The sequence below is a fragment of the Carboxylicivirga linearis genome, assembly GCF_018271995.1.
Classification (GTDB): Bacteria; Bacteroidota; Bacteroidia; order Bacteroidales; family Marinilabiliaceae; genus Carboxylicivirga; species Carboxylicivirga linearis.
In genome coordinates this window covers 486,935-512,521 of record NZ_JAGUCO010000001.1, presented here as the reverse complement: position 1 = coordinate 512,521, position 25,587 = coordinate 486,935, and the positions used below count along the sequence as shown (strand labels likewise).

Here is a 25,587-nt window from a genome sequence, read left to right as displayed (position 1 = left end):
ACAGGTACCCTTATTTATTACCTAAGAAAATTAGTTACAAACTCTTAAATCAAGTTTTATGAAAGTATATCAAGCTGATCAAATTAAAAACTTAGCGCTGCTTGGTAGTAGCGGCTCGGGTAAAACCACCCTTGCAGAAGCAATGCTATACGAAGGTGGTGTCATCAGCCGACGCGGCGACGTCGGTAGTAACAATACTGTATCTGATTATCACCGGGTTGAGCATGAATATGGCTACTCGGTTTTTTCGTCTGTATTATTTACCGAATACCAGGGACGTAAATTTAATATTCTTGATTGCCCCGGTTCCGATGATTTCATTGGTGGAGCTATCACATCATTAAATGTTACCGATACAGCTCTTATGCTTCTTAATGCCACTCAAGGTGTTGAAGTAGGTACCGAAAACCTGTTCAGATATACCGAACAATACAACAAACCTTTAATTTTTGTAATGAATCAGCTTGACCATGAAAAGGCCAATTATGATCAAACGCTGGAAAATGCTATTGAGGTTTTTGGCAATAAGGTTGTTGTAGTTCAGTACCCAGTAACTGCAGGCACTGGTTTCAACGCTGTAGTTGATGTTTTAAAAATGAAGATGTATCAATGGGGACCTGATGGTGGCGAACCTGAAATTTTAGACATTCCAGCTGACCAAAAAGAAAAAGCTGACGAATTACACAATGCTTTAGTTGAAGCTGCCGCCGAAAATGACGAACCTTTAATGGAGCTTTACTTCGAAGAAGGAACCTTAAACGAAGATCAAATGCGTCAGGGAATACGCAAAGGCTTAATTGCCCGCGACATGTTCCCCGTTTTTTGTGTTTCTGCGGAGAAAGATATGGGAGGTCGACGACTGATGGAATTCCTGGGGAACGTAGTTCCTAATGTATCCGACATGCCTGCTCCGGTTACTAAAGATGGTGTTGAAGTAAGTTGTGATCCAAACGGACCCACTTCATTATTTATCTTTAAAACGTCTGTTGAGCCTCATCTGGGTGAGGTATCATTCTTTAAAGTAATGTCGGGTAAAGTATCAGAAGGCATGGACTTGGTAAATGCCAATAAAAATGCAAAAGAACGCATTGCTCAGCTAAACTGCGTGGCGGGTAATAACCGACATAAAGTAACAGAACTGGTTGCTGGTGACATTGGTGTTACCGTTAAGTTAAAAGAAACGCATACCAATCATACCTTAAACGAAAAAGGCTGCGATTATCTATTCGAACCTATACATTATCCAAATCCTAAATACCGATCTGCCATTAAAGCAGTAAGTGAAAGTGATGATGAAAAATTAGGAGAAGTTCTGCAGCGCATGCACGAGGAAGATCCTACTTTAGTTATTGAATATTCAAAAGAATTAAAACAAATAATAGTATTTGGCCAGGGTGAATTCCACCTGAATACCATGAAGTGGCGTATTGAAAATAACGATAAGATTAATATCGAGTTTTTATCTCCTCGCATCCCTTATCGCGAAACCATTACCAAAGTTGCTCGTGCCGACTATCGCCATAAAAAACAATCAGGTGGTGCCGGACAGTTTGGTGAAGTACACATGATTATAGAGCCATATTACGAAGGTATGGATACTCCGGCTACCATGAAGATAGATGGTCAGGAAATTAAGTTGAACGTGCGTGATACAGATGAGATTAAATTGCATTGGGGAGGTAAATTGGTTTATAATAACTGTATTGTAGGCGGATCTATTGATGCACGTTTTATGCCAGCCATTTTAAAAGGTATTATGGAAAAAATGGAAGAAGGTCCTCTTACCGGATCTTACGCCCGTGATATACGTGTATTTGTTTATGATGGAAAAATGCATCCTGTTGATTCAAACGAAATATCATTTAAACTGGCCGGACGTAATGCATTTAGCCAGGCATTTAAAACAGCAGGGCCTAAAATTATGGAACCTGTATACAACGTAGAAGTAAAAGTTCCGAGCGATCGAATGGGTGATGTTATGAGTGATCTTCAGGGACGCCGTGCTATGATTGAAGGTATGTCGAGCGAAAAAGGCTTTGAAGTAATTAAAGCAAAAGTACCTTTAAAAGAGATGAATAAATATTCTACCTCCTTAAGCAGTATTACAGGAGGTCGTGCTTTTTACACCATGGAATTTGCTAATTACGATAAAGTTCCGCCAGAAGTACAAGCTGAACTAATTAAAGCATTTGAAAAAGAACAGGTAGAAGCTTAATTTAAAATTCAATACAAAAAACAAAAGAGGTTGATGAAAATCAACCTCTTTTCTATTATTAAATTATTCTATCAGTCTTTGGTAATAATTAAGTGAATAGCTCCTTCTCGGGTAATTTTCTCACCCTCATTGAAGCCTTCTGCCTCAATATCGTAAAAGTAAACTCCCGGCTCTGCTTTTCTGTTTCCTATCCTTCCATTCCATCCTTCAGCCGGATCAGTACTGGTATATACTTTGCGCCCCCATCTATTATAAATAACAATCCGATACTTTTTAATAGAACGATAGAGCACCTTAAATTCATCATTTTTACCTGGACTACTAAATGGTGTAAAGGCATCCGGTACTTTCAAAATAATTTCTTTCACCGTAAAAATCTCTGGGCCAATCTGATCTTCACATCCCGAATCAGAGTTCATCACCCAAAGAGTAACCGGAAACTCACCAGCGTCCTGAAAAGTAAAGATGGGATCAGGCACATAATCTTTTCCCGATTCACCAAAGGTCCACTCCCAATCGGTTACATTCCCTAATGATTCATCAGTATATCTCACCACCATCGGCGCTGAACCTTCATTAGCTTCGTTTTCTGGTGTATCTTCCGACTCAAAACTAAAAGCAGCTTCAACAGCAATTGCTTCATATAATAAACTTTCTGTAACAGGAGTGATAACAGCTACAAACTTTTGCCCTATAGTAACTGAATATTCGGTATCCTCAGTAGGTGCTGCAATTGATTTCGACACTACCGTTTCTCCATCCATCTCACCTGTTGGTACCGAAGTCCAATTATATCCATAATCGATTAACTCAGAATCGCCATCATCCTTGTGATTGTAATATACCAAAGCCTTATTACTAACATAGGCTGTTAATCTCAAGTTATTACATGTTTCTGAATCGGATGGTATGCCAATAGAATCGATCACAGCCTCAGGAACAAAATTCCAGCAATAATAATTAGATACAGTACCGCTCGCATTTACTTCAACCCTATATCCTTTTTCAGACACTGAAAGTAAGGCATCGCCTCCGGTTTGCTCCAATACATCAAAAGCACCGGTTGATACATTGTATGAATACCAGTTATAAGTTGCTCCGGTAGTGACTGGCGCGTTTAACCGAGCATCAGACATAGATGAGAAGAAAAAAACCGGATCATTCTCACCATTTGGGTAGTCAGTTTCTTCGGAATAAAGAGCATTGGAAGTAATCTGCTGTCCTGTCACTAATTGAGGCAGAACACAAATAAGTACTATTAAAATCTGTTGTATTTGATTCATGTATCAAGTGGATAACTTCAAAATTTGAAGTGTGATTCAACAAGTCAAAACTATAATATTTCTTTCAAACGGTAAAAAACAACTTCTTATTACAGCCAAAAGCCATTTTCATTCATTAAAAATACAATCCTTTCTAAAAATAGTCATATCATCCCAATTATCTCAAATGATCTTCTATTTTTGCAAAATCATCAATCATCATAAAAGTTTATTGTGCAGAATTATTTAGACGAGTTAAATGAGGCACAACGCTCAGCAGTGGTCGAAACAGAAGGACCATCCTTAGTAATTGCAGGTGCCGGATCGGGAAAAACAAGGGTATTAACCTATCGGATTGCTCATTTGTTGCAGCAAGAGGTGAAACCGTACCGTATTTTAGCTCTGACATTTACCAATAAAGCTGCGCGAGAGATGAAAGAGCGTATTGCCACTGTGGTTGGTCAACACAATGCCTCCAGCCTTTGGATGGGTACTTTTCACTCCATTTTTGCCAGAATATTACGTTTTGAATCTAAACATCTCGGCTATCCATCTTCGTTTACCATCTACGACACTACCGATTCTAAAAATCTGGTTAAAAGCATTGTCAAAAAGATGAAATTAAACGAAAAGGCATATAAGCCGGGTAGTGTTCTCTCTCGTATTTCATCTGCCAAAAACGATTTGGTTACTCCTGTTGCCTATGCACGTGATGCCAACAGAATAAGCGCCGACAAAGCATCACAAATGCCAATGGTTTATGAAATTTATTCGCAATATATGCGCGAATGCTATAAGTCAGGCGTGATGGATTTTGATGATTTATTATTGAATACCAATATTTTATTTCGCGATTTTCCGGATATCTTACAAAAATACCAGCATCAGTATGATTATATAATGGTGGATGAGTATCAGGATACCAACTTTTCGCAATACTTGATTATTAAAAAACTGGCTGAAAATCATAAGAACATATGTGTGGTTGGTGACGATGCGCAGAGTATTTATAGTTTCCGAGGTGCGAAAATTGAAAACATTCTGAACTTCAGAAATGATTATCCGGGTTATAAAATATTTAAGCTGGAACAAAATTATCGTTCGTCGCAAAACATTGTAAATGCCGCCAATAGCATCATTGATAAAAACCAGGGACAGATTCAAAAAAATGTTTTTTCCGAAAATCAGATAGGTAATCCCATTAGAGTTTTAAAGGCCTATTCTGATGTTGAAGAAGGTTTTTTGATTACCAATGATATTTACGAGAAGCGGATGAAGTACCAGCAAGAGTTTAAAGACTTTGCTATTCTTTACAGAACCAATGCTCAATCAAGGGTTTTTGAGGAAGCGCTTCGGAAAAAGAATTTACCCTATAAAATATACGGAGGCTTATCTTTTTATCAGCGCAAGGAAATTAAAGACCTTCTGGCCTATTTCAGACTGACTGTTAATCCGGCCGACCAGGAAGCATTAAAAAGAGTAATTAATTACCCTGCCCGAGGCATTGGTAAAACCACCATGGATAAAGTAACGGCCGCAGCCGATGCTTCAGGAAAAACCATCTGGGAGATATTACTTAATGCGAGTGCTACTCAGCTAAATGTAAATGCCGGAACCCTAAAGAAATTGCACGCCTTTGTTGCCTTAATCGCAAGATTTGCAGCCCAGCTCGAACAACTATCAGCCTACGAATTGGCAGCCGACATTGCATCGGCCAGTGGTATAATGCATGATTTACATGGAGATAAATCCATTGAAGGCCAGGGTAGAATTGATAACATCAATGAATTATTAAATGGTATTAAAGATTTTAGTACCACCAAACAAGAAGAAGGGATTACGCCCAGCCTTGTAACCTTTCTTGAAGAAGTATCCCTATTAACGGATCAGGATAATGAAGGGGAAGACGACATTAATAAAATAACCCTGATGACTATTCACTCTGCTAAGGGGCTTGAATTCAAGAACGTTTATATTGTTGGAGTTGAAGAAGGTTTGTTTCCTTCGCTTCAATCTGTTGACAGCGAAAAAGCTCTGGAAGAAGAAAGACGTTTATTTTATGTTGCTGTTACACGGGCTGAAGAAAATGCAACCATATCATTTGCCCGATCAAGGTACAAATACGGTGAATTAACCTATAGTCGTCCAAGTCGGTTTATTGGAGATATCGACCAAAGCTATCTGGAAGTGAATGCTGAAGATATAACTTCAGTGCAGCCTAAAAATAACACCGCTTCTATTCCTCGCAACTTTAGAAAAGTTGGCAACCAACCGTCTGACAGACCTAATATCAAAATGAATTATTCAGGCAGCCCAACCAAGCCTAAAATAAATCTTAATTTTAATGCTGCTACTCCCGATCAGATAGTACCCGGAGTAAAGGTTGAGCATGAACGATTTGGGCGCGGAAAAGTTATCAATGTGGAAGGATTGGAACCAAATCGAAAAGCAACGGTAGCATTTGAAAATGCAGGACAAAAACAATTATTACTCAAATTTGCCAAACTTAAAATTTTGACTTAGTTTTGTGTCATCAGTTACCTGTCACTTAGATAATAGTGTAACCTACCTCCATAAGGAATAATTAATAAGAAACTTTTTCCTGAAACACCAACCATTGGGGAGTATAAAAAAATTGTAGAAGAATTTCAGAATACATGGATTACAATTCGAATCGTAAAACCCTGGCAATGCCGGAATACGGGCGTCATATTCAGAAGATGATCGACCATGCTGTTACCATTGAAGATCGTGAAGAACGAACTAAATGTGCAAAAACCATAATTGGTATTATGGGTAACATGTTTCCGCATCTGAGAGATGTGAATGACTTCAAACACAAACTTTGGGACCATTTGGCCATAATGTCTGACTTTAAATTAGACATTGATTTTCCATATGATCTACCAGAAAAAGAAACTCTCAATGCTAAACCGGACAAGGTTCCTTACCGAAATAACAAGATCAGTTATATGCATTATGGCGAGTTAATTGAACAAATGATCGCCAAAGCCATCGAATTTGAGGATGAGGAGCAGAAAGAGAAGCTTATTCTTTTAATTGCTGGTCACATGAAGAAATCATTGTACCACTGGAATCACGATTCTGTTACTGATGATCGAATCTTTAACGACTTGTCAAGACTTTCTAACGGTAAATTAACGGTTAGTGAAGGAACTAAATTACCAGAGATAAGAGACAACTTCCAAAACAGAAGCAGAACAAACAAAAAACGCAATAACGATAAAAAATAAGTATTTTTATTGCGAAATTAAAACTCCCCTTGAATGAATTGCTTTGAAATAGAGGGTGGTATTCGTTTAAATGGCGAAATCACTCCCCAAGGTGCAAAAAACGAAGCCTTACAGGTCATCTGCGCCGTGTTACTAACTTCCGAAAAAGTTACTATTTCTAACATCCCTGACATTGTGGATGTAAACAACCTGATTGATTTATTACATGTAATGGGTGTGAAGACTAACAGAGTCACACGCAATTCTTGTGAATTTCAGGCCGACAATGTAAATCTGGAATTTCTTCAAAGCAAAGAATTTAAAAAAAGAGCCTCTTCTCTCAGAGGATCTATTATGATAATGGGGCCACTTTTGGCCCGTTTTGGGAAAGCCTATTTCCCTAAACCCGGAGGAGATAAAATCGGTCGCCGAAGACTAGACACTCACTTTATTGGTTTTGAAAAACTGGGAGCCAAATTTAATTTCGATGCTCAGGATATCTTTTATACCGTAGAAGCTTCAGAAATGAAAGGTACCTACATGTTACTTGATGAAGCTTCAGTAACCGGTACTGCCAATATTGTAATGGCCGCAGCCCTCACTCCTGGAAAAACCACAATCTATAACGCAGCTTGCGAACCATACCTACAGCAGTTATGCAGAATGTTGGTATCAATGGGAGCCAAAATTGAAGGCATAGGATCTAATTTATTGCACATTGAAGGTGTAAAACAAATGAATGGCTGCCAGCACCAAATTTTACCTGATATGATTGAGGTAGGTAGCTTTATTGGAATGGCTGCCATGACTGGATCAGAAATTACCATTAAAGATGCCGGCATTAAACACCTTGGTGTTATCCCAATGGCTTTTGAGCGTATGGGAATTAAAATGGAGATTAAAGGAGACGACATTCATATTCCAGCTCAGGAGAGTTACGAGATTGATACTTTCATTGATGGCTCAATCATGACCATTGCTGACGCACCATGGCCAGGCTTAACACCAGACCTATTAAGTGTATTTCTGGTTATTGCTACACAGGCAAAAGGAAGTGTACTTATCCATCAAAAAATGTTTGAAAGTCGCTTATTCTTTGTTGATAAGCTTATTGATATGGGTGCCCGCATTATTTTATGTGATCCTCACAGAGCAACTGTTATTGGTTTAAACAAAGAAAATATGCTTCGCGGAGCTAAGTTGACCTCACCCGATATTCGTGCAGGAGTTGCCTTATTAATAGCAGCTTTATCCGCAAAAGGTAAAAGCACAATACAAAACATTGAACAGATTGACAGAGGGTACCAAAACATCGATATTAGGTTACAAAAGTTAGGAGCAAAAATCAAACGAGTAGAAGTTCACTAATAAATTACTCTGCCTAATCGCTACCTTTTTTAACATTTTTTATATACTTAATAAGGTTAAAATCATCCTATTTAGAATGATTCCAGCTTTATTTTACCCCTAAAAACACCCTTATCAACTTATATACTACATTGACTACATGATATTTAACTCATCAAAGGTCTCATAATATAAAAATATAAACCATAAATCCTAGCTGTTTTTTCTTGTCCATTTTTGTAACCCTAAATAACTTTGCATCCGCATTTAAGCCACTAATCACATTTAACGGCATGTTCATCTAAAAACTACAACATCGCATTCTTTTTTTTTTGAAACTTTAACTCGATTTTAATCAAAACAAATTCATATGAAGGAGCTAAAAATAATATTAGCTACTGTGTTTGTGGGCGTAACGTTTTTGTCGTTCATTGATGACAGGAACAACGCAGAGGTAGGTTTAGACATCGGAAACGAGGCACCTGCTATCAAAACACAAACTATTGATGGAGCAAATTTTGATCTGGGTGATTTTAAAGGGAAAATGGTAATTCTTAATTTTTGGGCGTCATATCACGCACAATCACGTATGAATAACTACCAACTCACACAGATTAATCAGCAATTTAACGATGTATCTTTTCAGAATGGAGAAGATCTTGTGATTATAAACATTTCTCTGGATCGTTTTAAATCACCTATGAATCTAGCCATTCATCAAGATGAAATTGTTGATTTCATGCACATCTGCGATTATTCCGGAAAAGAAGGTAACATCGCACAAAAATACCACATCAACGAACCCGTTAACATTCTGTTAGACGGTGAAGGACGCATTCTGGCCAAAGATACAGGCTTGTCTAAAATTGAAAAATCGCTTAACTTCCTTGCAGCGATTTAATCACTAAAAGTAACATCATGGAAAAAAAAATACAACACTCCATTGGAGCTGTAATACTAATGGCTGTGCTTTTTTCTTTTAATGTTAACGCTCAAAAAAAAGGCATTAACATTGGAGATAAGGCACCCAATATTAAAATGAAATCAGTAAATGGCGAAACCATCTCGCTTTCTGATCTCAAAGGCCAAATGGTATTGATTGATTTCTGGGCAAGCTGGTGTAAACCATGTAGATATGAGAACCCTACTGTGGTAAAAGCTTACAATGCGTATAAATCTGAAACATTTAAAAACGGTGAAGGCTTTACTATTTTCAGTGTATCTTTGGATAAAAATGAGGATGCATGGAAGCAGGCAATTAAAGATGATAAGTTAGCTTGGTCGTATCATGTATGTGATTTTAATGGCTGGCAAACCCGAACAGCGGTAATGTATGGAGTGAGAGGCATCCCAAGTAATTTTTTAATTAATGGCGACGGTATAATTGTTGCAAAAAACCTAAGGGGCCCTGCTTTACAAGCACAATTAAGTCAGCAAGTTAAATAAACTGACAACATAACATCTCCTTTAAGGCAATACTCTTTCAGAGCATTGCCTTTTTGTCATTATTACAGACAGTTGAACTGCACATTAGAAAAAACTGTCAATTTGACCAACAAAAACGGGTTGGCAGAATATTTGTGTAAATTTGCGCGCGAGTACATTTTCGAAATGTATTCATCTTGATATAGAATAAATAAAAAATATATACATGGTAAAGAAGTCATCAAAAAAACAGGATGCGGAGAAGGCTAAAGAAGTAGAAGAAACAGTTGAGCCTACTAACGAGCAAGCGCAAGAAACTGAGGAAACAGTTGAGGAGAACACAACGGATGATGTGGAAGAAACAAAAGAAGACGAATCTCCTGAGCAAAGTGAAGAAGAGAAACTTGCTGAAAAAGTAAATGAACTGAACGACAAATACGTTCGTTTAAGTGCTGAGTTTGACAACTACCGACGCAGAACTCTAAAGGAGAAGATGGAATTAAGTAAATCAGCAGGCGAAGGCTTATTACTTTCCTTACTTCCGGTGGTTGATGATTTTGATCGCGCCTTGGCTCATATTGATGAAGCCAAAGATATTGACGCTTTAAAAGAAGGTATTAAGCTAATTTACAACAAGTTTAACGAATACCTAAAACAACAAGGCATCAAAGAAATTGAAGCAAAAGAAAAAGATTTTGACACCGACCTGCACGAAGCTGTCACTAAAATTCCTGCTCCTACAGAGGATATGAAAGGAAAAGTGATTGATTGCATTGAAAAAGGATACACATTAAACGAAAAGGTGATTCGTTTTTCAAAAGTTGTTGTAGGGGAATAAACAAAAAAGCAAATGTCAAAAAGAGATTATTACGAAATATTAGAGGTATCGAAAAGTGCAAGTGCGGATGAGATAAAAAAGGCTTACCGTAAAAAAGCTATTAAATACCACCCGGATAAAAATCAGGGAGATAAAGCTGCTGAAGAAAAGTTTAAAGAAGCTGCTGAGGCATACGAAGTATTATCCAGTCCTGAAAAACGTCAACGCTATGATCAATTTGGTCATGCTGGTGTTGGTGGAGCTGCCGGAGGTGGTTTCGGTGGTGGAGGCATGTCAATGGATGACATTTTCTCTCACTTTGGAGATATTTTCGGTGGAGGCTTTGGTGGATTCAGTGGTTTTGGTGGATTCGGCGGATCATCCAGAGGTGGCAGACGTGTTAACAAAGGATCTAACCTTCGTGTAAAAGTTAAACTGAACCTGGAGGAGATTGCCAACGGTGCCGAAAAGAAAATTAAAGTTAAGAAATACGTTCAGTGTAAATCATGTGGCGGTAACGGTGCTGCAGATAGTTCATCATACAGCAACTGTTCTACTTGTCATGGTACAGGTCAGGTAACAAGAATATCAAATACTATACTTGGTCAGATGCAAACCTCATCCACTTGTCCTACATGTGGAGGTGACGGTAAAAACATCACCAATAAATGTGCTCCTTGTGCCGGAGAAGGTATTGTGCGCGATGAAGAAGTCATCAGTCTGAATATTCCTGCTGGTGTTGAAGAAGGCATGCAACTTTCTGTATCAGGTAAAGGTAATGCAGCCCGCAGAGGTGGCGTTAATGGCGATTTACTTGTTCTGATAGAAGAAGAAAAACATCCTGAATTAGTAAGGGATGGTAATAACTTAATTTACAGCCTTAACATTAGTATTCCGGATGCTATATTAGGCACTCCTGTTGAAATACCAACGGTTGAAGGTAAAGTTAAAGTTAAGATTGAACCCGGAACACAACCCGGGAAAATTCTACGCTTAAGAGGAAAAGGATTACCAGAAGTAAACAGCTACGGAAGAGGCGACCTGCTTGTTCAGATTCAGGTTTTTATTCCGAAGAATATTTCTAAAGATGACCGCAAAGCCATTGAGAAATTACAGACTTCTGAAAGCTTCGATCCTTCCAACGGCGGAGGAGAAAGTTTCTTCAGCAGGATGAAAAATATGTTTGAATAACATACCAATACTAAAGAGCCCACTGCGGCTCTTTTTTTTGCCTTTTTCTAAACTACTTTAATCAATACTTTCGTACATCATTTATACTTTTCTTCTCATAATCATTGATCACAAAACAACCTTATCACCTCATTATTAACACCCTGATTATTCATCAACAACATACTATTTTGACAAAAAAAGTAACATTTCTTTATCAAAACCATGAAACCTTCGAATAGGCTCATCGTTACATCCTTCATAAGTAATTAATTGAGATTAAAAATTAAACACCTTTTTGAAATATTACATTTTATGAGAGTAGTTTGGACAAGCTTGCTATTGCTTGGAGTAATGGCCAGCTGCATCGGGGATGAATTTAATGTAGACAAGTTATCGGACGAAATGGAATTAACGTCTGGTATTGCTTTACCATTGGCGAGAGCCAGTATAACAGTTGGAGATATTTTATCGGAAGAAACCGACTTTGTAAAATATTACAAAGATGAAGATGGCAATGAACGAATCATGTTATTTCAGGACAGTGATTCTGTATCTCACATTGGTTTAAATGACTTTTTAAAAATTTCAGGTCAGGACTTTAATATACCTGTACCTTATAGCTCATTCCAATATCAACAAGAGATCACCCAAAATATAAATATACCTTTTAATATATCAAATGCACAACTTAGCACTATAGGAGCATCGTATGATATTGTTTTCACTTTCTCACAATTAAACGATCCAATTACTGTTACAATTGATTTTCAATCATTAACTGAAGGCACTAACCCTTTAGAAGTTGAGTTAAGTGGAAACGGAACCGTTAGTCATTCTGTCAGTCAAAAGTTACAGCTAACCAACAATGAATTACCATTAAAAGTTACCATTAGGCCAAGTAATGGCAGTACCTCTTATTCTCACATTGGAAACATTAATGTATCGCTGGAAAATATAAGTTTAACCTATGCTCGCGGGCAGATAGATGAAATAGCTATTGATATAGACAACGGTAACCACCAATTTGATTTTGATGTTTTCGACAACTTACCTGATGGAATTGAATTTGACGATCCAAGATTTAAGATTCTTGTAAATAACTCAACACCATTAGAAGGTATATTTAATACCAACATTACTGGAAAAGTTGACAACAACGAATCGTTACAGCTTAACACTCCTAATAATTTGTTTTTCTCCTCCTGTCCGGAGAATGAAGAATATAACTCTGATACCATTGTAATTGATAAAAACAATTCAAACATTAAAGATTTTCTGTATGAGGTCCCTTCTGAATTCGTTTATAAAGGAGATATGCTGCTGCGTCCAGATGCCAATCATACAGGCGAAATTGAATTAGATGAAGCAAGTAGAATTTATATGGGATATCAGGTAGAAGTCCCCTTAAAAATTATAGTGAATTCTACGATGGATGCAGACACTATTGATCTGGAAGATTTCGATTTCATCGAGGATTTAACGAAAGCTAAAATCGAGTTCTTTAGCCTTAATGGCTTTCCTTTTCAGGCGGGTGCCCTACTCCATTTCTACAATACTGAAACAATGTCAATTTCCGAAACAATTGAATCGAATATTATAGCAGCAGCCATAGTAGATGAGAATGGTATTGTAACAGAAAAAAAAGAACACACTCAAGCCATTGAATTAACTCCTGAGCAGATTAACAAACTGACCGAAGCAGATAAGGTTATTATGCAACTTATGTTGCGCACTTCAAACTACGAACAGAATCAACCTGTGGTATTATTAACAGACAATGAATTGTCGCTGCAGGTATCGATCAAAGGAGAAGTAAATTACTAGTAACCATTTCAGAAAAAGAATCATCAATGAAAAGTTTATATATTTCACTGCTATTGCTATTTATTAGCACAGTAGTTCTGGCACAAGATAATGCCCTGGTGTTTTTAAAAGGCATACCACAGTCAACGCAAGTTAACCCGGCATTCAGACCATTCAAAGGAAATTACTTGTCACTCCCTGCTTTAGGAAGTGTCAAAATTAATACTCAAAATACCGGTTTCGCCTGGTCAGACATTATTACACCGGGTACAGGATTACAATCTGATTCTCTAATAGTAAACCTTGACAAAGTTTCTGCAAGTCTACAGGACAACAACATTTTAGCTACCGAGGGTTCAATACAAATTATTGGCTTTGGGTTTTCAAGCGAAAAAGCAGCCATTACATTTGATTTAAACAGTCGTTTTAAGAGCAAAGTCAATTATCCGTCAAGTATACTTAATCTGAGATATGGGAATTGGGATTACGACAATGATCGACCCATTAACCACAGCCTGTCTAACATGTACATGAACACATTGGCCTACACCGAAGCAGCTCTGGGATATAGCAGATACATTGGTGATTATTTTAGTGTTGGTATTCGAGTAAAATATTTGTTCGGTATTGGTAACCTCGAAAGTGAAAAATTTAATGTTGAGATGCAGACATACGAGAACTCAACCGTTGAAATTAAAAACGATGTAGCCATCCGAACTTCAATGCCAATAATCATTTCATACGATGAAGATGGCTACGTTAATTCAATTAATTTTGATGAGAATGTTGACAGGGGTACCTTTTTCACCAATGATAACCGCGGCTGGGGATTTGACATTGGGGCAACCTATCAGCCAAACTCAAGATTAACGATTGGTGCGGCAATTAACGATCTAGGTTTCATTAAGTGGAAATCCAACACCCAAACTTTTTATTCAGAAGGTGAATTCATATACGATGGAATGGATATATCCGATGAAATAATTAATGAAGGAAGTGATAACGACGACTACTGGGATGAACTGGCAGAAGATTTTGAGAACTCTTTTAAAGTAACGGATGAATCCTCCACTTACAAAACAGGAATTATGGCATCAGTTAATATTACGGCTCAATACGAACCCCGTCAATGGTTAACCTTAGGAAATATAACCAAAAGTTACATTATCAATGGTGAATGGATTCCTGAAACGACTGTAGCAGCCGGATTACATGCTGGTCATTTCGTATCATCAGTACTTACCTATTCAATAATGAAGAATGCACCTGCTAATATTGGTGCAGGAGTTATGCTAAAAGGTGGGCCTATTCAATTATACTGCATGACAGATCATTTAAACTCGGTATTAAGTCCTCAAAATTCAAAATACCTGAATGTTAGACTTGGAATTAACCTTATTTATTAAACGAAAATTCTACAGATAAGATAAAAATGTAACAAATAGATTAGTTTGTACACTCATAAATAAATTTCATATTATTTGATTTCAAATCGTCTATTTGTTACATTTAAATATGTTTGCCAAGTTTTTTAAAAATATACCTTATGAATATCGGTTAGCCGGTACTTTTTTTGTTATTGGTTTAGTATGGCTGATTACAACCGACAACCTGTTATTAATTGCAATGGATGACAAGCAACTACTTGTTAACGTATTAATTTACAAAGAATGGTTTTCGATTATAGCTGGTACTATTGTCATTTTCTTACTTACAAAATACCTTATAAAAAAGGTGCAAAATGCTAATACCAAAGCAGAAAAACATGAACTTTTACAAACAGAATTCATAAAAAACATATCTCATGAGCTTCGCACACCTATGAATGCCATTATTGGTTTTTCGGAATTGACCATGTCATTAGAAAACACCAACGATGAGACCAAGGAATACCTAAAGATAATTGAAAAAAGCTCGAAAGAACTGCTAACAGTTGTAACAGATTTAGTAGACACATCACTACTTTCTTCAGGAGCAATGAACGTTAATCCTGCAGATTTTGAGATTCAACCATTTATTAAAACCGTTTATAGTTACTTCACTCCAATCATGGGGCAAAATGTTCGTTTGGAGCTATTTAATAATGGTTCACAGAATGGAGTAACAATCTTCTCCGACGAAGAGAAGTTAAGACGAATTTTTCATAACCTGGTTAATAATGCTATTAAGTATACTTATAAAGGTAAAATAGTTATTGGCTATCAACTCAAAGAAGATCAGATCATTTTCTTTGTTGAAGACACAGGAGTAGGTATCAAAAAAGAGCTCCATCAGAACTTATTTAAGAAGTTTAAACAAATAGAGATTGAAAGACTTAATCGATCAGGCGGCAGCGGATTAGGTCTATCCATCTGTAAAGAAATGATTGAACTTTTAGACGGCAAAATATGGCTGGAATCTCAGAGTGGTAAAGGCAGCACTTTCTACTTTTCTATCCCCAAAAAATACATTCGTGAATAATGAACAATATCAGTCTTTTCTTCTTTGGTAATAAAAAAGAAATTCTTCAAAGAAGATTATGAGTTTAAAGACTGACATTCTTATTGTAGGTCAGGGATTAGCTGGCACACTACTATCCTATCAGTTATACAAGAATAAGATTCACCATCTGGTAATTGATAAACCCAGCAGCAATTCTGCGTCAAAAGTAGCGGCTGGCCTAATTAATCCTATCGGAATTAAACGAATGGTTAAATCTTGGAATGTTGACCTATTTTTGCCCTATGCCCATAGCTTATATCAGGAAATGGAACAATTCCTTGAAGCATCCTTCTTTCATCCTAAATTAATGGATAAGATATATGGTGAGAAAGATAAACAGTTCTGGCAACACCGACTGGGAAAAGGCCTCTTGCATGATTACATTGACCCCGATCCTAAAAATGATCTTCTTTCAAAGAACATACTAGCACCCTATGGATACGGACAAATAAAAAAAGGGGCACGGCTTGACATGCTAACTTTTTTAAAAGCTTACAGATCCTTCTTAAATAAATCAAAACTGTTAATAGAGGACGATTTTAATGATAAAGATCTTCAAATTTTCGACAAAAGTGTGCATTGGAAAAACATTGAGGCCAGCAAAGTTATTTTCTGTCGTGGAGAAAAAGACAGTTTAAGTCCTATATTTACTTTGCTTAATTTCAGAAATACCAAAGGCGAATTACTGGATATTGAATTACCTAACTTAAAACTAAAAAACATACTTTTAAAAGGAATTTTTATTCTTCCCGTTGAAAAGGACCTATACAAAATGGGGGCTACTTTCGAACACGAATGGAACAACTTGAATCCAACACCAAATAAGAAACAAGAATTACTGGATAAATGGGCTTCCATTTCAACGCTTCAGCCAAAAATAATACAACATCTAACCGGTATCAGACCCACCATGCACGATAGAAGACCCGTCTTGGGTTTTCTTCCTGAAAACCCTTCGATTGGGATTTTTAATGGCCTAGGTTCACGTGGTTCTTTACTGGCTCCATATCTTTCCCATCAATTTGCATTACTTCTAAAGGAAAAAACCGACCAAATATTTAAGGAAGTGAAAGTTGAAAGATATTTCAAACAGTCAAATTAATAGTTGCTTAACTATTAATAATCACCTCTACTCCTCTAATATTCCTTCTTAAGAAAAAGGAGTTCCTGGCAATGACTATAATTCTCTTTTCTTACTGACAATCTTTTTATATATTTGATATGTCCCATAACCAATTTATATAAACGCATTAAACATGAGTGAACATTTTAACAAGGTTAGAGACTACCTCCTTGACCTTGAATACCGCATTGTGTCGGAAGATGCAACAGAAGAATTATTTGTTGTTGAAAAAGAAGAAGACGGCATTTCAAATGTTATTGTCGATTGTGAAGACTCAATCCTAATTATCGAAGGTTTACTTTTTGAGCTCTCTAAAGGTTCAGAAGATATTTACAAATCACTACTGGTAATGAACCGTCAGATAGTGCATGGTGCCTTTGTACTGGATGATGAAGGAAAGAAAGTGATCTTTCGCGACACCCTTCAACTCGAAAATCTTGACTTAAACGAGTTAGAAGGAAGTTTAAATTCACTAAAACTTTTATTGTCTGAGTATTCAGATGAGTTAATCGAATTTTCAAAAGCTTAAAAAACAAATTCAGAAATGGGAATTTTCAATAGAATATTTAATGTAGGTAAGGCTGAAGCTCATGCTATGGTTGATAAATTGGAAGATCCAATAAAAATGACCGAGCAGGGCATACGCGACCTAAAGAAAGATCTTGATAAGAGCCTTCAGGCTTTGGCTGAAGTAAAAGCCATGTCGATCAGAAGCAAAAAAGATTTGAACGACAGTAAATCAATGGCTAAGAATTATGAGCAAAAAGCCATCCTTCTAATTCAAAAAGCTGAAAAAGGAGAATTAGAAGTTGCTGAAGCCGACCGGTTGGCAACCGAATCGCTTTCGAAAAAAGAAGAGGCTTTGGAAGCTGCAAAAAGAGCTCAGGAAGAAGTAACACGCTTTGATAATAACATTGCCACACTTGATAAAAACGTAAAAAAGCTGAAAAGTACCATATCCAGCTATGAAAATGAGCTGAGGACTTTAAAAGCTCGTGCAAGAGTAAGTAGTGCCACCCAAAAAATCAATAAACAATTAAGTGGTATTGACAGTTCGGGTACGGTTTCGATGCTTGAGAAGATGAAAGAAAAAGTAGCTCAGCAAGAAGCTCTTTCGGAAGCATATGGCGAAATAAGTTTGGAAAACAGAAGTTTGGATGACGAAATAGATGATGTTCTTTCAGAAAAGAATGTTAAGGCATCTAATTCGCTGGAAGAATTGAAAGCCAAACTAAAAAACAAGAGTGAATAACATACCCTCTACTTTAACTTATGGGATTATTTGATCGATTCAAAAAGAAACAAGAACCACATTACGATAGCACCAACATTCAGGTTAACGATCTGGATGTTGGCTTTGTTTTCGAATACGACCTATCTACCTGGGTAGTGGATGCCATTATGGAATACGACTGGGGCAATAATTATTTCACTCGCGAATTTCAGATTAATAATGGTTCTGAAACCCGTTTTCTGGGGATTGAAGAAGATGACGAATTGGAAATATCATTCATGGAGAAAGTAAAAGTAAGAAAGTTACAGGATGACCTTACTGATACTCTAATCTCACGTCAGCAACCCCCTAAGAAAATTACCTACAAAGGCATTACTTATCACCTCGAAAAGGAAGCTCCCGGGTATTTCCATAATATCACTAAAGGTACTGAGTGGGAAGAATTTCGCTCCTGGGACTTCGAAGATGAAACAGGAGAACACCTGCTATGCATAGAACAGTGGGATGAGAAAGAATTTGAAGCTTCCATCGGGAAAAGTGTTAAACCATTTGAAATCTCAAATATTTTACCGGGAGAAGACTAACCCCAAACATCTTAATTATGAACAACGGAATTGCAAAAGTTATAATAGCAGTAATACTGGGATTTATCGTTTTACGATCCTGCAATAACTGCACCAACCGATCCAGAAGAGTTGATACCGTAAGTAGTACATGGCAAAAAACACCGGTTGATAAATTAATTACCAAACTAAACAACGAACAGAATTATTCCATTATCCTTTTGGATATGGATTCGAGGAGTAACAAATACTATCACATGTACAATGTGATTATTGAACATCCTGACACAGTATTGTCAAGCACCACTGATTGGGAAGAAGTACCTGATGTGTTCTTTTCTGCCAATGTGGACAATATGGGTATGGAAATTGTATCAAAAAAAGATGGCAAATTAAGCAAACAAGCTAGTCCGGCCGGCTATAATCATTATGTTGGCAATCCTAAATATGGTCATTGGGAACAACGTAACGGCAACTCTTTCTGGGCTTTCTACGGTCAGTATGCATTTATGTCGTCAATGTTTAATATGATGACTTATCCTGCTCGTCGCTCCTATTACGACGATTACTATCGGGGTGGCTACTATGGATCCCGTCCATACTACGGACCTTCAGGAAGAACTGTATACGGAACCAACACCTATACTTCGTCAGGTACAGGCAAAAACAGTACCTGGGGCAACAAACCCTCATCTTTTAAACAAAATGTGAGAAGCCAGGTGCAACGATCAGCTTCAGCTAAAAGCTCAAGAAGCTACTCATCTGGTTCAAGCTACTCAAATAAAACCAGTCGTAGTTCAAGTCGTTACAGCAGTTCTTCATCAAGAAGCAGAAGTGGAGGATTTGGCAAATAATACTAACTCAACCTATTAAGACATGACATTTTCAGAAATATCAATCATCTTATACGATGCAGTAATTTATATAGCAGTTGGTTTTGCCGTATTCTTCATTGGGAAACTGGTCTACCAATTGGTTCACAAAGATTTTAATATAAAAGAAGAACTTGTTGAAAAGGATAATCTGGCATTCTCATTTGCCCATGTTGGATATTTCATCGGTTTATTAGCTGCCATTGGCAGTGCAATAGTTGGACCGTCGAGAGGCTTACTACTCGACATCCAGGACATTGCTATTTATGGAATATTAGCCATCATATTGCTTAACATCTCTATATGGCTCAATGATAAAATCATCCTGCGCAAGTTTTCAGTTAAAAAGGAGATTATTGAGGATCGTAATTCAGGAACCGGAGTGATTGAAGGTGCTATCTCAGTAGCTTCGGGTCTGATTATTTTCGGTGCTGTTACCGGAGAGAGTGGAACTTTGATTCAGGGCATAACATCAGCTGTGGTGTTTTGGTTGGCTGGTCAGATAGCACTTTTTATCACTGCAGCTGTCTATCAGTTCATCACCCCTTACGATGTACACGAGCATATTGAAAAAGACAATGTTGCTGTGGGGGTTGGTTTTGCAGGAGCGTTAATTGCCATTGCCAATTTAATTCGCCATGCTTTAATGGGCGATTTTGAAGGATGGGGATATACCTTTTCAGAAGCCGGTTTTGAACTTGCTTTAGGTATTATTTTACTTCCGGTAATGCGTTTCTTAACCGATAAGATTCTTTTACCTGGACAGCGCCTGACAGATGAAATTATTAACCAGGAACATCCTAATGTGGGAGCTGCCATTATTGAAGCCTTTGCATATATTGGCGGCTCTATATTGATAACCTGGTGTTTATAAAATAACATTTCTGATATAAGAACACGAAGAAAATAGGCTGACTATATCTTCGTGTTTTTGTGTTTCTCTATTATATGTTCAAAATCCGTAATAAATACTCTGCCATACTTTTGGCCGCTATTTTTGCTACAGGATTCAGCGGTATTATAGCTGAATATCTACTATCAACCTTAGCAACCTATTTTCTGGGCGATTCAATCCTGCAATGGACAATGATTGTCTCTACCATGATGTTTTCCATGGGCCTAGGTAGTCGTATTAGTAAATCGTTTAAAAGAAACCTAACCGAAAAGTTTCTTATCCTAGAATTTGCATTATCACTGGTAGTTTCTTTCGCCCCCATGATAGTGTATACCGTTTCAGCTTTTACCAGTTCATTAGCGGTTGTCATTTATGGTTTTTCCATACTAATTGGAACCTTGATAGGTATGGAAATTCCATTGGTTATGCGTATTAATGATGAATATGAATCGCTGAGGGTAAATATTTCCAATGTTTTGGAAAAAGACTACTATGGAAGCTTAATTGGAGGCATCTTCTTTGTGGTTTTGGGCTTACCATTTTTAGGTTTAACGTACCTGCCTTTTTTCTTAGGGACTGTTAATTTTGGAGTAGCCATTGGTGTTTTTATAACGCTAAAAAAACTGGTTGATGATCGATACAAAAAGTACATCAACATATCCATATGGGTAGTAACCATAGTAATCATTTCGGGAGTAGTCACTTCTGATCCTATCATCAAATACGGTGAACAAATAAAATACAAAGACAAGGTCATCTATTCAGAGCAAAGTCAATATCAAAAAATTGTTATCACCCAATGGGAGAATGAATACTGGTTATACTTAAATAGCAATCAACAGCTTTGCACCATGGATGAAGTGATGTACCACGAACCATTGGTTCATCCTGTTATGACCCTACACCCTAACCCTCAAAGAATACTAATTTTAGGGGGAGGCGATGGTTGTGCAGCTCGTGAAGTATTGAAATATTCATCTGTTGAAAATATTCGTTTGGTTGATTTGGATCCTGCCATGACACGCCTGGGTCAGGAACATCCCATACTAACCAAAATGAATAAAGGGGCGTTAACCAATCCCAAAGTTGAAGTAATCAATTCCGACGGATATCATTATCTAACAAGAAACAAAGATTTTTACGACATCATTATCATTGACCTTCCTGATCCACGAACTGTTGAATTAGGTAGATTGTATTCTGTTGAGTTTTATAATGTATGTTATAAGCACCTTCGTCCAGGAGGATTAATTATAACTCAGGCCGGAAGTCCATACTTTGCAACAAAAGCTTTTAAGTGCATTGTAAAAACAATGACAGAGGCAGGTTTTAAAACCTTACCGTTACACAACCAGGTTATTACATTAGGAGAATGGGGTTGGTCGATGGGAATTAAAACCGAGCGGGATCTGGATTTAAAGAAAGAAGCTCAGGCTTTAGAATTTAAGAATATAGAAACTCAATGGCTTAATCATGAATCGATGCAATTGATAACCTCCTTTGGAAAAGATATTTTTCCGGGACAGACCGATCCTGTTAAAGTTAATCGAATTCACGATCCTGTGCTATACAAATACTACTTAAAAGGAAACTGGGACTTATATTAAAGCAAACGCAAAATGACACAAATTAAAGCAGTTGATCTGCCACCCAGAATTTTTAATATAAAAGGTTGGATTCATTTAACTCAACCTTCAGATTTAATATCGGCTTTTAATTCTGCCTTAAAGAAGAGTGGTTTTAAAATATTAAACTACACCGACCATGAATTCCCATTAAATGGCTTTACTGCTTTTTGGTTATTAGCGGAATCACACCTGGCCATTCACACATTTACTAATAGTGGATGGTCGTACATTGAACTGAGCAGTTGCAATAAAGAAAAGACAGTGAATTTTATAACTTTATGCAACCAAAGCAGTTTTTCGTTTAAGTGGGAAAACGAAATGGAAGAATTAAATTGTACAACAGAAGTTAAAACCAATTAGAATATCAACTATATGAAGAAAAAGGCAGGATTGGTTATAGGTTTTATTGTCTATCTGTTTTTAATTTATCTAATCTCGGTACTGGAACGTACCGATCCTAATGCCAATATTCAATCGTTAACAGATGCTCTTTGGTATGCAATAGTAACTTTAACAACAGTTGGGTATGGCGATTTTTATCCGGTTACTCCTTTTGGAAAAATAGTTGGACTATTTGTAATTTTAGGTAGCCTTGGTGTAATAGGTTACTTTATTGGTGAAATAAGCAGCAGAATAAATACATATATGGAAAAGAAGAAAAACGGTTTTTTCGGAACAGATTTCGAGGATCATTATATGATTATTGGATGGAATAGCTTTGGTAAAAAAGTGGCAGATCAAATCTTTCCTACCGGACACAACATTGCATTTATTACCAATTCAAAAAGTGATTTGGAATTGATAAAAGACCTCTACCAACATGATCAGTGTTTTGCTATGTTTGCCGATTACAATAACATGGATGCCTACAAAAAGGCTAATATTGAAAAATCAAAAGCTGTGTTTATCAATTTTAATGAAGATACCGAAACACTTGTTTTTGTTTTAAATCTACAAAGAGAATTTCCGAACTTAAATATCATTGTCAACTGCAGCAACCCCGATTTAAAGGAAACATTAATTAATACTGGAATTAAACATGTTGTTTCGAGAAGCGAAGTTGCCTCTCGTTTAGTTGCCAGTTATTTATTTGAACCACACGTAGCTGAATACACCGAAGACCTAATTTCAACCAGCATTGACATGGAAGATCAGGATATTCAACAGTTCAAAGTGAATGAACAAAACCCATATTTAGGGATGAAATATTTTGATGCTTTTGTTCAAATGAAAAAAGATATCAATGTAATTCTTATCGGTTTGGTTATCGATAATAAAGTAGTTAAGAATCCTTCCGACGATCAAATCATTGATAAGAATCAATACCTTATTATTATCTCAATTGGCCAAAGCAAACAACAACTTGAAAAAATATTTGGAGTAAAAGAAGGACTGTAAAAATTGTTTCTGCTATTAAAACAGGCCATTTTGCAAACAATTTAGACAAACAGATAACTTTCATACACCAACTTGCAATTTTGTTCAACAAAATTCCTTAAATAATATAACAATTGAGCCAAACAATATCCTATCCGATGGGATATAAATAAAATCAAACCGCCGTATTGCCTTGAATATATACTACTTACACCCACTCTCTAATAAATACATCTCTCTAAAGGGTAAATCTAATAATTAATTTTTTTTCTTTAAAACGTGTTACGATTTGAAAGTTCTGCAATTAACAGGTAGAGAATAAAACTACTAACTACAGAACTATGAAGATTCGCAACGAAGTACTAGACAAATTGGTCGAGAACGGTACCAAGGCATGGACAGACATTGAACTCAACATCTCTAACAAAATTAAAGTTTTACAAAAAATCAACAATCGCTTATCATACCTAGCAGAACCAGAAGAAGAAAACAAAGTAAAAATTGAGATTATCAGACAAAGTTGTAAGAAAATAAGAAACCAGTACCCTGGATATGCACAAGAGGTTGATCATATTATCAATCAATTTGAGCACCACTTACGCTTTGATAACATGGCTGTTTTACCATTTAAACAGCTTGATACTTTGACTTATAAAATATTTATCAAGCAAAACTTATTTGCTTATACAGGATAATCACCAAAACACCAAACTACCTGAAAAGGAGAGATTTCCAACACTCTCCTTTTCTTTTTTCTTCTATTATTCTTTGACCAGAACTTATCTATCTAATCTTTTGCACTTTCAATCCGTAAGATATCCTACATTTAATCTAACTTTGTGGTATTATTTATCAGCATGAGTAGAGATCGTAAACCACATATTGGGATTTTTGGAAGACGCAATAATGGTAAAAGTTCCATCATTAATAAACTTGCCGAACAAGAAGTGGCTATTGTATCAAACATTGCAGGAACCACTACCGATCCGGTTAAAAAATCATTTGAGATAACAGGCTTTGGTCCGGTGATTCTAATAGACACAGCAGGTATAGATGACATTGGAGAACTGGGAGCACAAAGAGTAAAAAAAACCACTCAGGCAATACAACTCATTGATCTTGCTATTTTAGTTGTAGCCAATAACCAATGGGATCAACCAGAAAAAGACCTAATAGAGGCATTTAAAAAACAGAACACCCCATTTATCATTATTCACAATAAAATTGATATTGAAGCTCCCTCTTCTGAATGGAACTTTATGGCAGATAAGCTGGGAGCAAGTGCTATACTCTCTTTTTCAAGCATAACATCTTCAATCGAACCACTGGTAAAAACCATAAAGAAAGCCATTCCTGAATCTGCTTACACAACACCCTCATTGATTGGCGATTTAATTTCGTATGGTGACATTGTGTTATTAATTACTCCAATTGATATCGAAGCTCCGGAAGGAAGACTTATTCTACCCCAGGTACAAGCTATTAGAGATATACTTGATAACGATGCTATTTGCATTGTATTAAAAGAAAGAGAAGTTGATTCATTTTTAAAAAGAACACAAATAAAACCTGCATTGGCTATTACCGACAGTCAATTATTTTTAAAGGCTGACGCATCTGTCCCTAAAGATATCCCATTAACCGGTTTTAGCATCTTACTGGCTCATTTTAAAGGTGATTTTGAAAGCTATTTACAAGGAACACCAAAAATTGATGATCTTAAAAACGGTGATAAAATTCTTCTGCTTGAATCCTGCTCTCATCATGTTGCATGCGACGATATTGGAAGAGTAAAAATTCCAAGATGGATTTCAGCATATACAGGTAAAGATCTAACATTTGATGTAGTAGCAGGTCTCGATAAAATAGAAAAGCCAATTGAAGAATATTCATTGGTAATTCAATGTGGTGGTTGTATGATAACCCGCAAACAATTACACAATAGGCTTAATCTGGCTAAAGAAGCCCATATTCCTATTACTAACTATGGCATGACTATTGCTTATGTCCAAGGAATTTACCAGCGTGCTGTTGCTCCCTTTATTCAGAGCGGTCACTCTGTTAAACCAGATTATTTATAGTACTGTTACTATTTTAAATTAAAATCGAAGAAACAATAATACCAAGTTGTTTTTTCTA

General features: G+C 36.7%; 23 protein-coding genes. 22 read left to right on the top strand and 1 reads right to left on the bottom strand.

Going from position 1 to position 25,587, the window contains the following annotated elements; translation table 11 throughout:
- The first annotated feature begins 58 nt into the window (after nucleotides 1-58).
- The gene (locus KEM10_RS02210) at nucleotides 59-2,215 is read left to right on the top strand and encodes an elongation factor G (RefSeq protein WP_212212905.1); all 2,157 of its coding nucleotides are present in this window, start codon (nucleotides 59-61) and stop codon (nucleotides 2,213-2,215) included.
- Nucleotides 2,216-2,286: 71 nt separating this feature from the next.
- On the opposite strand, the gene KEM10_RS02205 is transcribed toward KEM10_RS02210, so the two are convergent.
- Nucleotides 2,287-3,498: a T9SS type B sorting domain-containing protein gene (locus KEM10_RS02205; protein WP_212212901.1), complete on the bottom strand. Its 1,212-nt coding sequence runs from the start codon at nucleotides 3,496-3,498 to the stop codon at nucleotides 2,287-2,289.
- Nucleotides 3,499-3,711: 213 nt separating this feature from the next.
- Between KEM10_RS02205 and KEM10_RS24720 the strand changes: the two genes are divergently transcribed.
- The 21 genes from KEM10_RS24720 (at nucleotide 3,712) to hydF (ending at nucleotide 25,529) form a co-directional block, all read left to right on the top strand.
- The gene (locus KEM10_RS24720) at nucleotides 3,712-6,000 is read left to right on the top strand and encodes an ATP-dependent helicase (protein ID WP_212212898.1); all 2,289 of its coding nucleotides are present in this window, start codon (nucleotides 3,712-3,714) and stop codon (nucleotides 5,998-6,000) included.
- 134 nt (nucleotides 6,001-6,134) lie between these two features.
- Complete coding sequence (locus KEM10_RS02195) at nucleotides 6,135-6,731, top strand: DUF4290 domain-containing protein (RefSeq protein WP_212212895.1); 597 nt, start codon at nucleotides 6,135-6,137, stop codon at nucleotides 6,729-6,731.
- A 33-nt stretch (nucleotides 6,732-6,764) separates the two neighbouring features.
- Nucleotides 6,765-8,078: a UDP-N-acetylglucosamine 1-carboxyvinyltransferase gene (gene murA, locus KEM10_RS02190; RefSeq protein WP_212212892.1), complete on the top strand. Its 1,314-nt coding sequence runs from the start codon at nucleotides 6,765-6,767 to the stop codon at nucleotides 8,076-8,078.
- A gap of 349 nt (nucleotides 8,079-8,427) precedes the next feature.
- The gene (locus KEM10_RS02185; protein ID WP_212212889.1) at nucleotides 8,428-8,958 is read left to right on the top strand and encodes a TlpA family protein disulfide reductase; all 531 of its coding nucleotides are present in this window, start codon (nucleotides 8,428-8,430) and stop codon (nucleotides 8,956-8,958) included.
- Between the two features lie 17 nt (nucleotides 8,959-8,975).
- On the top strand, nucleotides 8,976-9,503 hold the full coding sequence (locus KEM10_RS02180; RefSeq protein ID WP_212212887.1) for a TlpA family protein disulfide reductase: 528 nt from the start codon (nucleotides 8,976-8,978) through the stop codon (nucleotides 9,501-9,503).
- A 205-nt stretch (nucleotides 9,504-9,708) separates the two neighbouring features.
- Nucleotides 9,709-10,320 carry a nucleotide exchange factor GrpE gene (locus KEM10_RS02175; RefSeq protein WP_212212885.1) on the top strand — a complete coding sequence of 204 codons (612 nt, stop codon included), beginning with the start codon at nucleotides 9,709-9,711 and terminating at the stop codon, nucleotides 10,318-10,320.
- A gap of 12 nt (nucleotides 10,321-10,332) precedes the next feature.
- Complete coding sequence (dnaJ, locus tag KEM10_RS02170) at nucleotides 10,333-11,490, top strand: molecular chaperone DnaJ (protein WP_212212883.1); 1,158 nt, start codon at nucleotides 10,333-10,335, stop codon at nucleotides 11,488-11,490.
- Between the two features lie 294 nt (nucleotides 11,491-11,784).
- Complete coding sequence (locus tag KEM10_RS02165) at nucleotides 11,785-13,296, top strand: hypothetical protein (protein ID WP_212212881.1); 1,512 nt, start codon at nucleotides 11,785-11,787, stop codon at nucleotides 13,294-13,296.
- Nucleotides 13,297-13,322: 26 nt separating this feature from the next.
- Nucleotides 13,323-14,681 (top strand): DUF5723 family protein, encoded by a 1,359-nt coding sequence (locus tag KEM10_RS02160; RefSeq protein ID WP_212212879.1) that lies wholly within the window; start codon nucleotides 13,323-13,325, stop codon nucleotides 14,679-14,681.
- A 109-nt stretch (nucleotides 14,682-14,790) separates the two neighbouring features.
- Complete coding sequence (locus KEM10_RS02155; protein ID WP_212212877.1) at nucleotides 14,791-15,735, top strand: sensor histidine kinase; 945 nt, start codon at nucleotides 14,791-14,793, stop codon at nucleotides 15,733-15,735.
- Between the two features lie 58 nt (nucleotides 15,736-15,793).
- A complete protein-coding gene (locus tag KEM10_RS02150; protein WP_212212874.1) occupies nucleotides 15,794-16,858 on the top strand; it encodes an NAD(P)/FAD-dependent oxidoreductase in 1,065 nt (354 codons plus the stop codon).
- A 154-nt stretch (nucleotides 16,859-17,012) separates the two neighbouring features.
- The gene (locus tag KEM10_RS02145; protein ID WP_212212871.1) at nucleotides 17,013-17,408 is read left to right on the top strand and encodes a YbjN domain-containing protein; all 396 of its coding nucleotides are present in this window, start codon (nucleotides 17,013-17,015) and stop codon (nucleotides 17,406-17,408) included.
- A 15-nt stretch (nucleotides 17,409-17,423) separates the two neighbouring features.
- Nucleotides 17,424-18,131, top strand: a complete 708-nt coding sequence (locus KEM10_RS02140) for a PspA/IM30 family protein (protein WP_212212867.1) — start codon at nucleotides 17,424-17,426, stop codon at nucleotides 18,129-18,131.
- A gap of 20 nt (nucleotides 18,132-18,151) precedes the next feature.
- Entirely contained in the window at nucleotides 18,152-18,697 is a 546-nt protein-coding gene (locus tag KEM10_RS02135) for a DUF4178 domain-containing protein (RefSeq protein WP_212212864.1), read from the top strand.
- Between the two features lie 17 nt (nucleotides 18,698-18,714).
- Nucleotides 18,715-19,530 (top strand): hypothetical protein, encoded by an 816-nt coding sequence (locus KEM10_RS02130; RefSeq protein WP_212212861.1) that lies wholly within the window; start codon nucleotides 18,715-18,717, stop codon nucleotides 19,528-19,530.
- A gap of 22 nt (nucleotides 19,531-19,552) precedes the next feature.
- Complete coding sequence (locus KEM10_RS02125) at nucleotides 19,553-20,422, top strand: DUF350 domain-containing protein (RefSeq protein WP_212212858.1); 870 nt, start codon at nucleotides 19,553-19,555, stop codon at nucleotides 20,420-20,422.
- A 74-nt stretch (nucleotides 20,423-20,496) separates the two neighbouring features.
- Nucleotides 20,497-22,050, top strand: a complete 1,554-nt coding sequence (locus tag KEM10_RS02120) for a polyamine aminopropyltransferase (RefSeq protein WP_212212854.1) — start codon at nucleotides 20,497-20,499, stop codon at nucleotides 22,048-22,050.
- 12 nt (nucleotides 22,051-22,062) lie between these two features.
- Nucleotides 22,063-22,431 (top strand): S-adenosylmethionine decarboxylase, encoded by a 369-nt coding sequence (locus KEM10_RS02115; RefSeq protein WP_212212851.1) that lies wholly within the window; start codon nucleotides 22,063-22,065, stop codon nucleotides 22,429-22,431.
- A 12-nt stretch (nucleotides 22,432-22,443) separates the two neighbouring features.
- Nucleotides 22,444-23,469, top strand: coding sequence for a potassium channel family protein (locus tag KEM10_RS02110; protein WP_212212848.1), 1,026 nt, complete (start codon nucleotides 22,444-22,446; stop codon nucleotides 23,467-23,469).
- 320 nt (nucleotides 23,470-23,789) lie between these two features.
- Entirely contained in the window at nucleotides 23,790-24,143 is a 354-nt protein-coding gene (locus KEM10_RS02105; RefSeq protein WP_212212845.1) for a hypothetical protein, read from the top strand.
- A 162-nt stretch (nucleotides 24,144-24,305) separates the two neighbouring features.
- Entirely contained in the window at nucleotides 24,306-25,529 is a 1,224-nt protein-coding gene (gene hydF / locus KEM10_RS02100) for a [FeFe] hydrogenase H-cluster maturation GTPase HydF (RefSeq protein ID WP_212212842.1), read from the top strand.
- Nucleotides 25,530-25,587 lie beyond the last annotated feature (58 nt).

Bases quoted from the DNA above. Each gene is read 5' to 3' on its own strand.
- KEM10_RS02175 (WP_212212885.1), top strand. From the start codon at position 9,709: ATGGTAAAGAAGTCATCAAAAAAACAGGATGCGGAGAAGGCTAAAGAA.
- murA (WP_212212892.1), top strand. From the start codon at position 6,765: ATGAATTGCTTTGAAATAGAGGGTGGTATTCGTTTAAATGGCGAAATC.
- KEM10_RS02185 (WP_212212889.1), top strand. From the start codon at position 8,428: ATGAAGGAGCTAAAAATAATATTAGCTACTGTGTTTGTGGGCGTAACG.
- hydF (WP_212212842.1), top strand. From the start codon at position 24,306: ATGAGTAGAGATCGTAAACCACATATTGGGATTTTTGGAAGACGCAAT.
- KEM10_RS02125 (WP_212212858.1), top strand. From the start codon at position 19,553: ATGACATTTTCAGAAATATCAATCATCTTATACGATGCAGTAATTTAT.
- KEM10_RS02150 (WP_212212874.1), top strand. From the start codon at position 15,794: ATGAGTTTAAAGACTGACATTCTTATTGTAGGTCAGGGATTAGCTGGC.
- KEM10_RS02205 (WP_212212901.1), bottom strand. From the start codon at position 3,498: ATGAATCAAATACAACAGATTTTAATAGTACTTATTTGTGTTCTGCCT.
- KEM10_RS02195 (WP_212212895.1), top strand. From the start codon at position 6,135: ATGGATTACAATTCGAATCGTAAAACCCTGGCAATGCCGGAATACGGG.
- KEM10_RS02105 (WP_212212845.1), top strand. From the start codon at position 23,790: ATGAAGATTCGCAACGAAGTACTAGACAAATTGGTCGAGAACGGTACC.
- KEM10_RS02110 (WP_212212848.1), top strand. From the start codon at position 22,444: ATGAAGAAAAAGGCAGGATTGGTTATAGGTTTTATTGTCTATCTGTTT.
- KEM10_RS02130 (WP_212212861.1), top strand. From the start codon at position 18,715: ATGAACAACGGAATTGCAAAAGTTATAATAGCAGTAATACTGGGATTT.
- KEM10_RS02160 (WP_212212879.1), top strand. From the start codon at position 13,323: ATGAAAAGTTTATATATTTCACTGCTATTGCTATTTATTAGCACAGTA.
- KEM10_RS02210 (WP_212212905.1), top strand. From the start codon at position 59: ATGAAAGTATATCAAGCTGATCAAATTAAAAACTTAGCGCTGCTTGGT.
- KEM10_RS02155 (WP_212212877.1), top strand. From the start codon at position 14,791: ATGTTTGCCAAGTTTTTTAAAAATATACCTTATGAATATCGGTTAGCC.
- KEM10_RS02145 (WP_212212871.1), top strand. From the start codon at position 17,013: ATGAGTGAACATTTTAACAAGGTTAGAGACTACCTCCTTGACCTTGAA.
- dnaJ (WP_212212883.1), top strand. From the start codon at position 10,333: ATGTCAAAAAGAGATTATTACGAAATATTAGAGGTATCGAAAAGTGCA.
- KEM10_RS02135 (WP_212212864.1), top strand. From the start codon at position 18,152: ATGGGATTATTTGATCGATTCAAAAAGAAACAAGAACCACATTACGAT.
- KEM10_RS02165 (WP_212212881.1), top strand. From the start codon at position 11,785: ATGAGAGTAGTTTGGACAAGCTTGCTATTGCTTGGAGTAATGGCCAGC.
- KEM10_RS02140 (WP_212212867.1), top strand. From the start codon at position 17,424: ATGGGAATTTTCAATAGAATATTTAATGTAGGTAAGGCTGAAGCTCAT.
- KEM10_RS02180 (WP_212212887.1), top strand. From the start codon at position 8,976: ATGGAAAAAAAAATACAACACTCCATTGGAGCTGTAATACTAATGGCT.
- KEM10_RS02115 (WP_212212851.1), top strand. From the start codon at position 22,063: ATGACACAAATTAAAGCAGTTGATCTGCCACCCAGAATTTTTAATATA.
- KEM10_RS02120 (WP_212212854.1), top strand. From the start codon at position 20,497: ATGTTCAAAATCCGTAATAAATACTCTGCCATACTTTTGGCCGCTATT.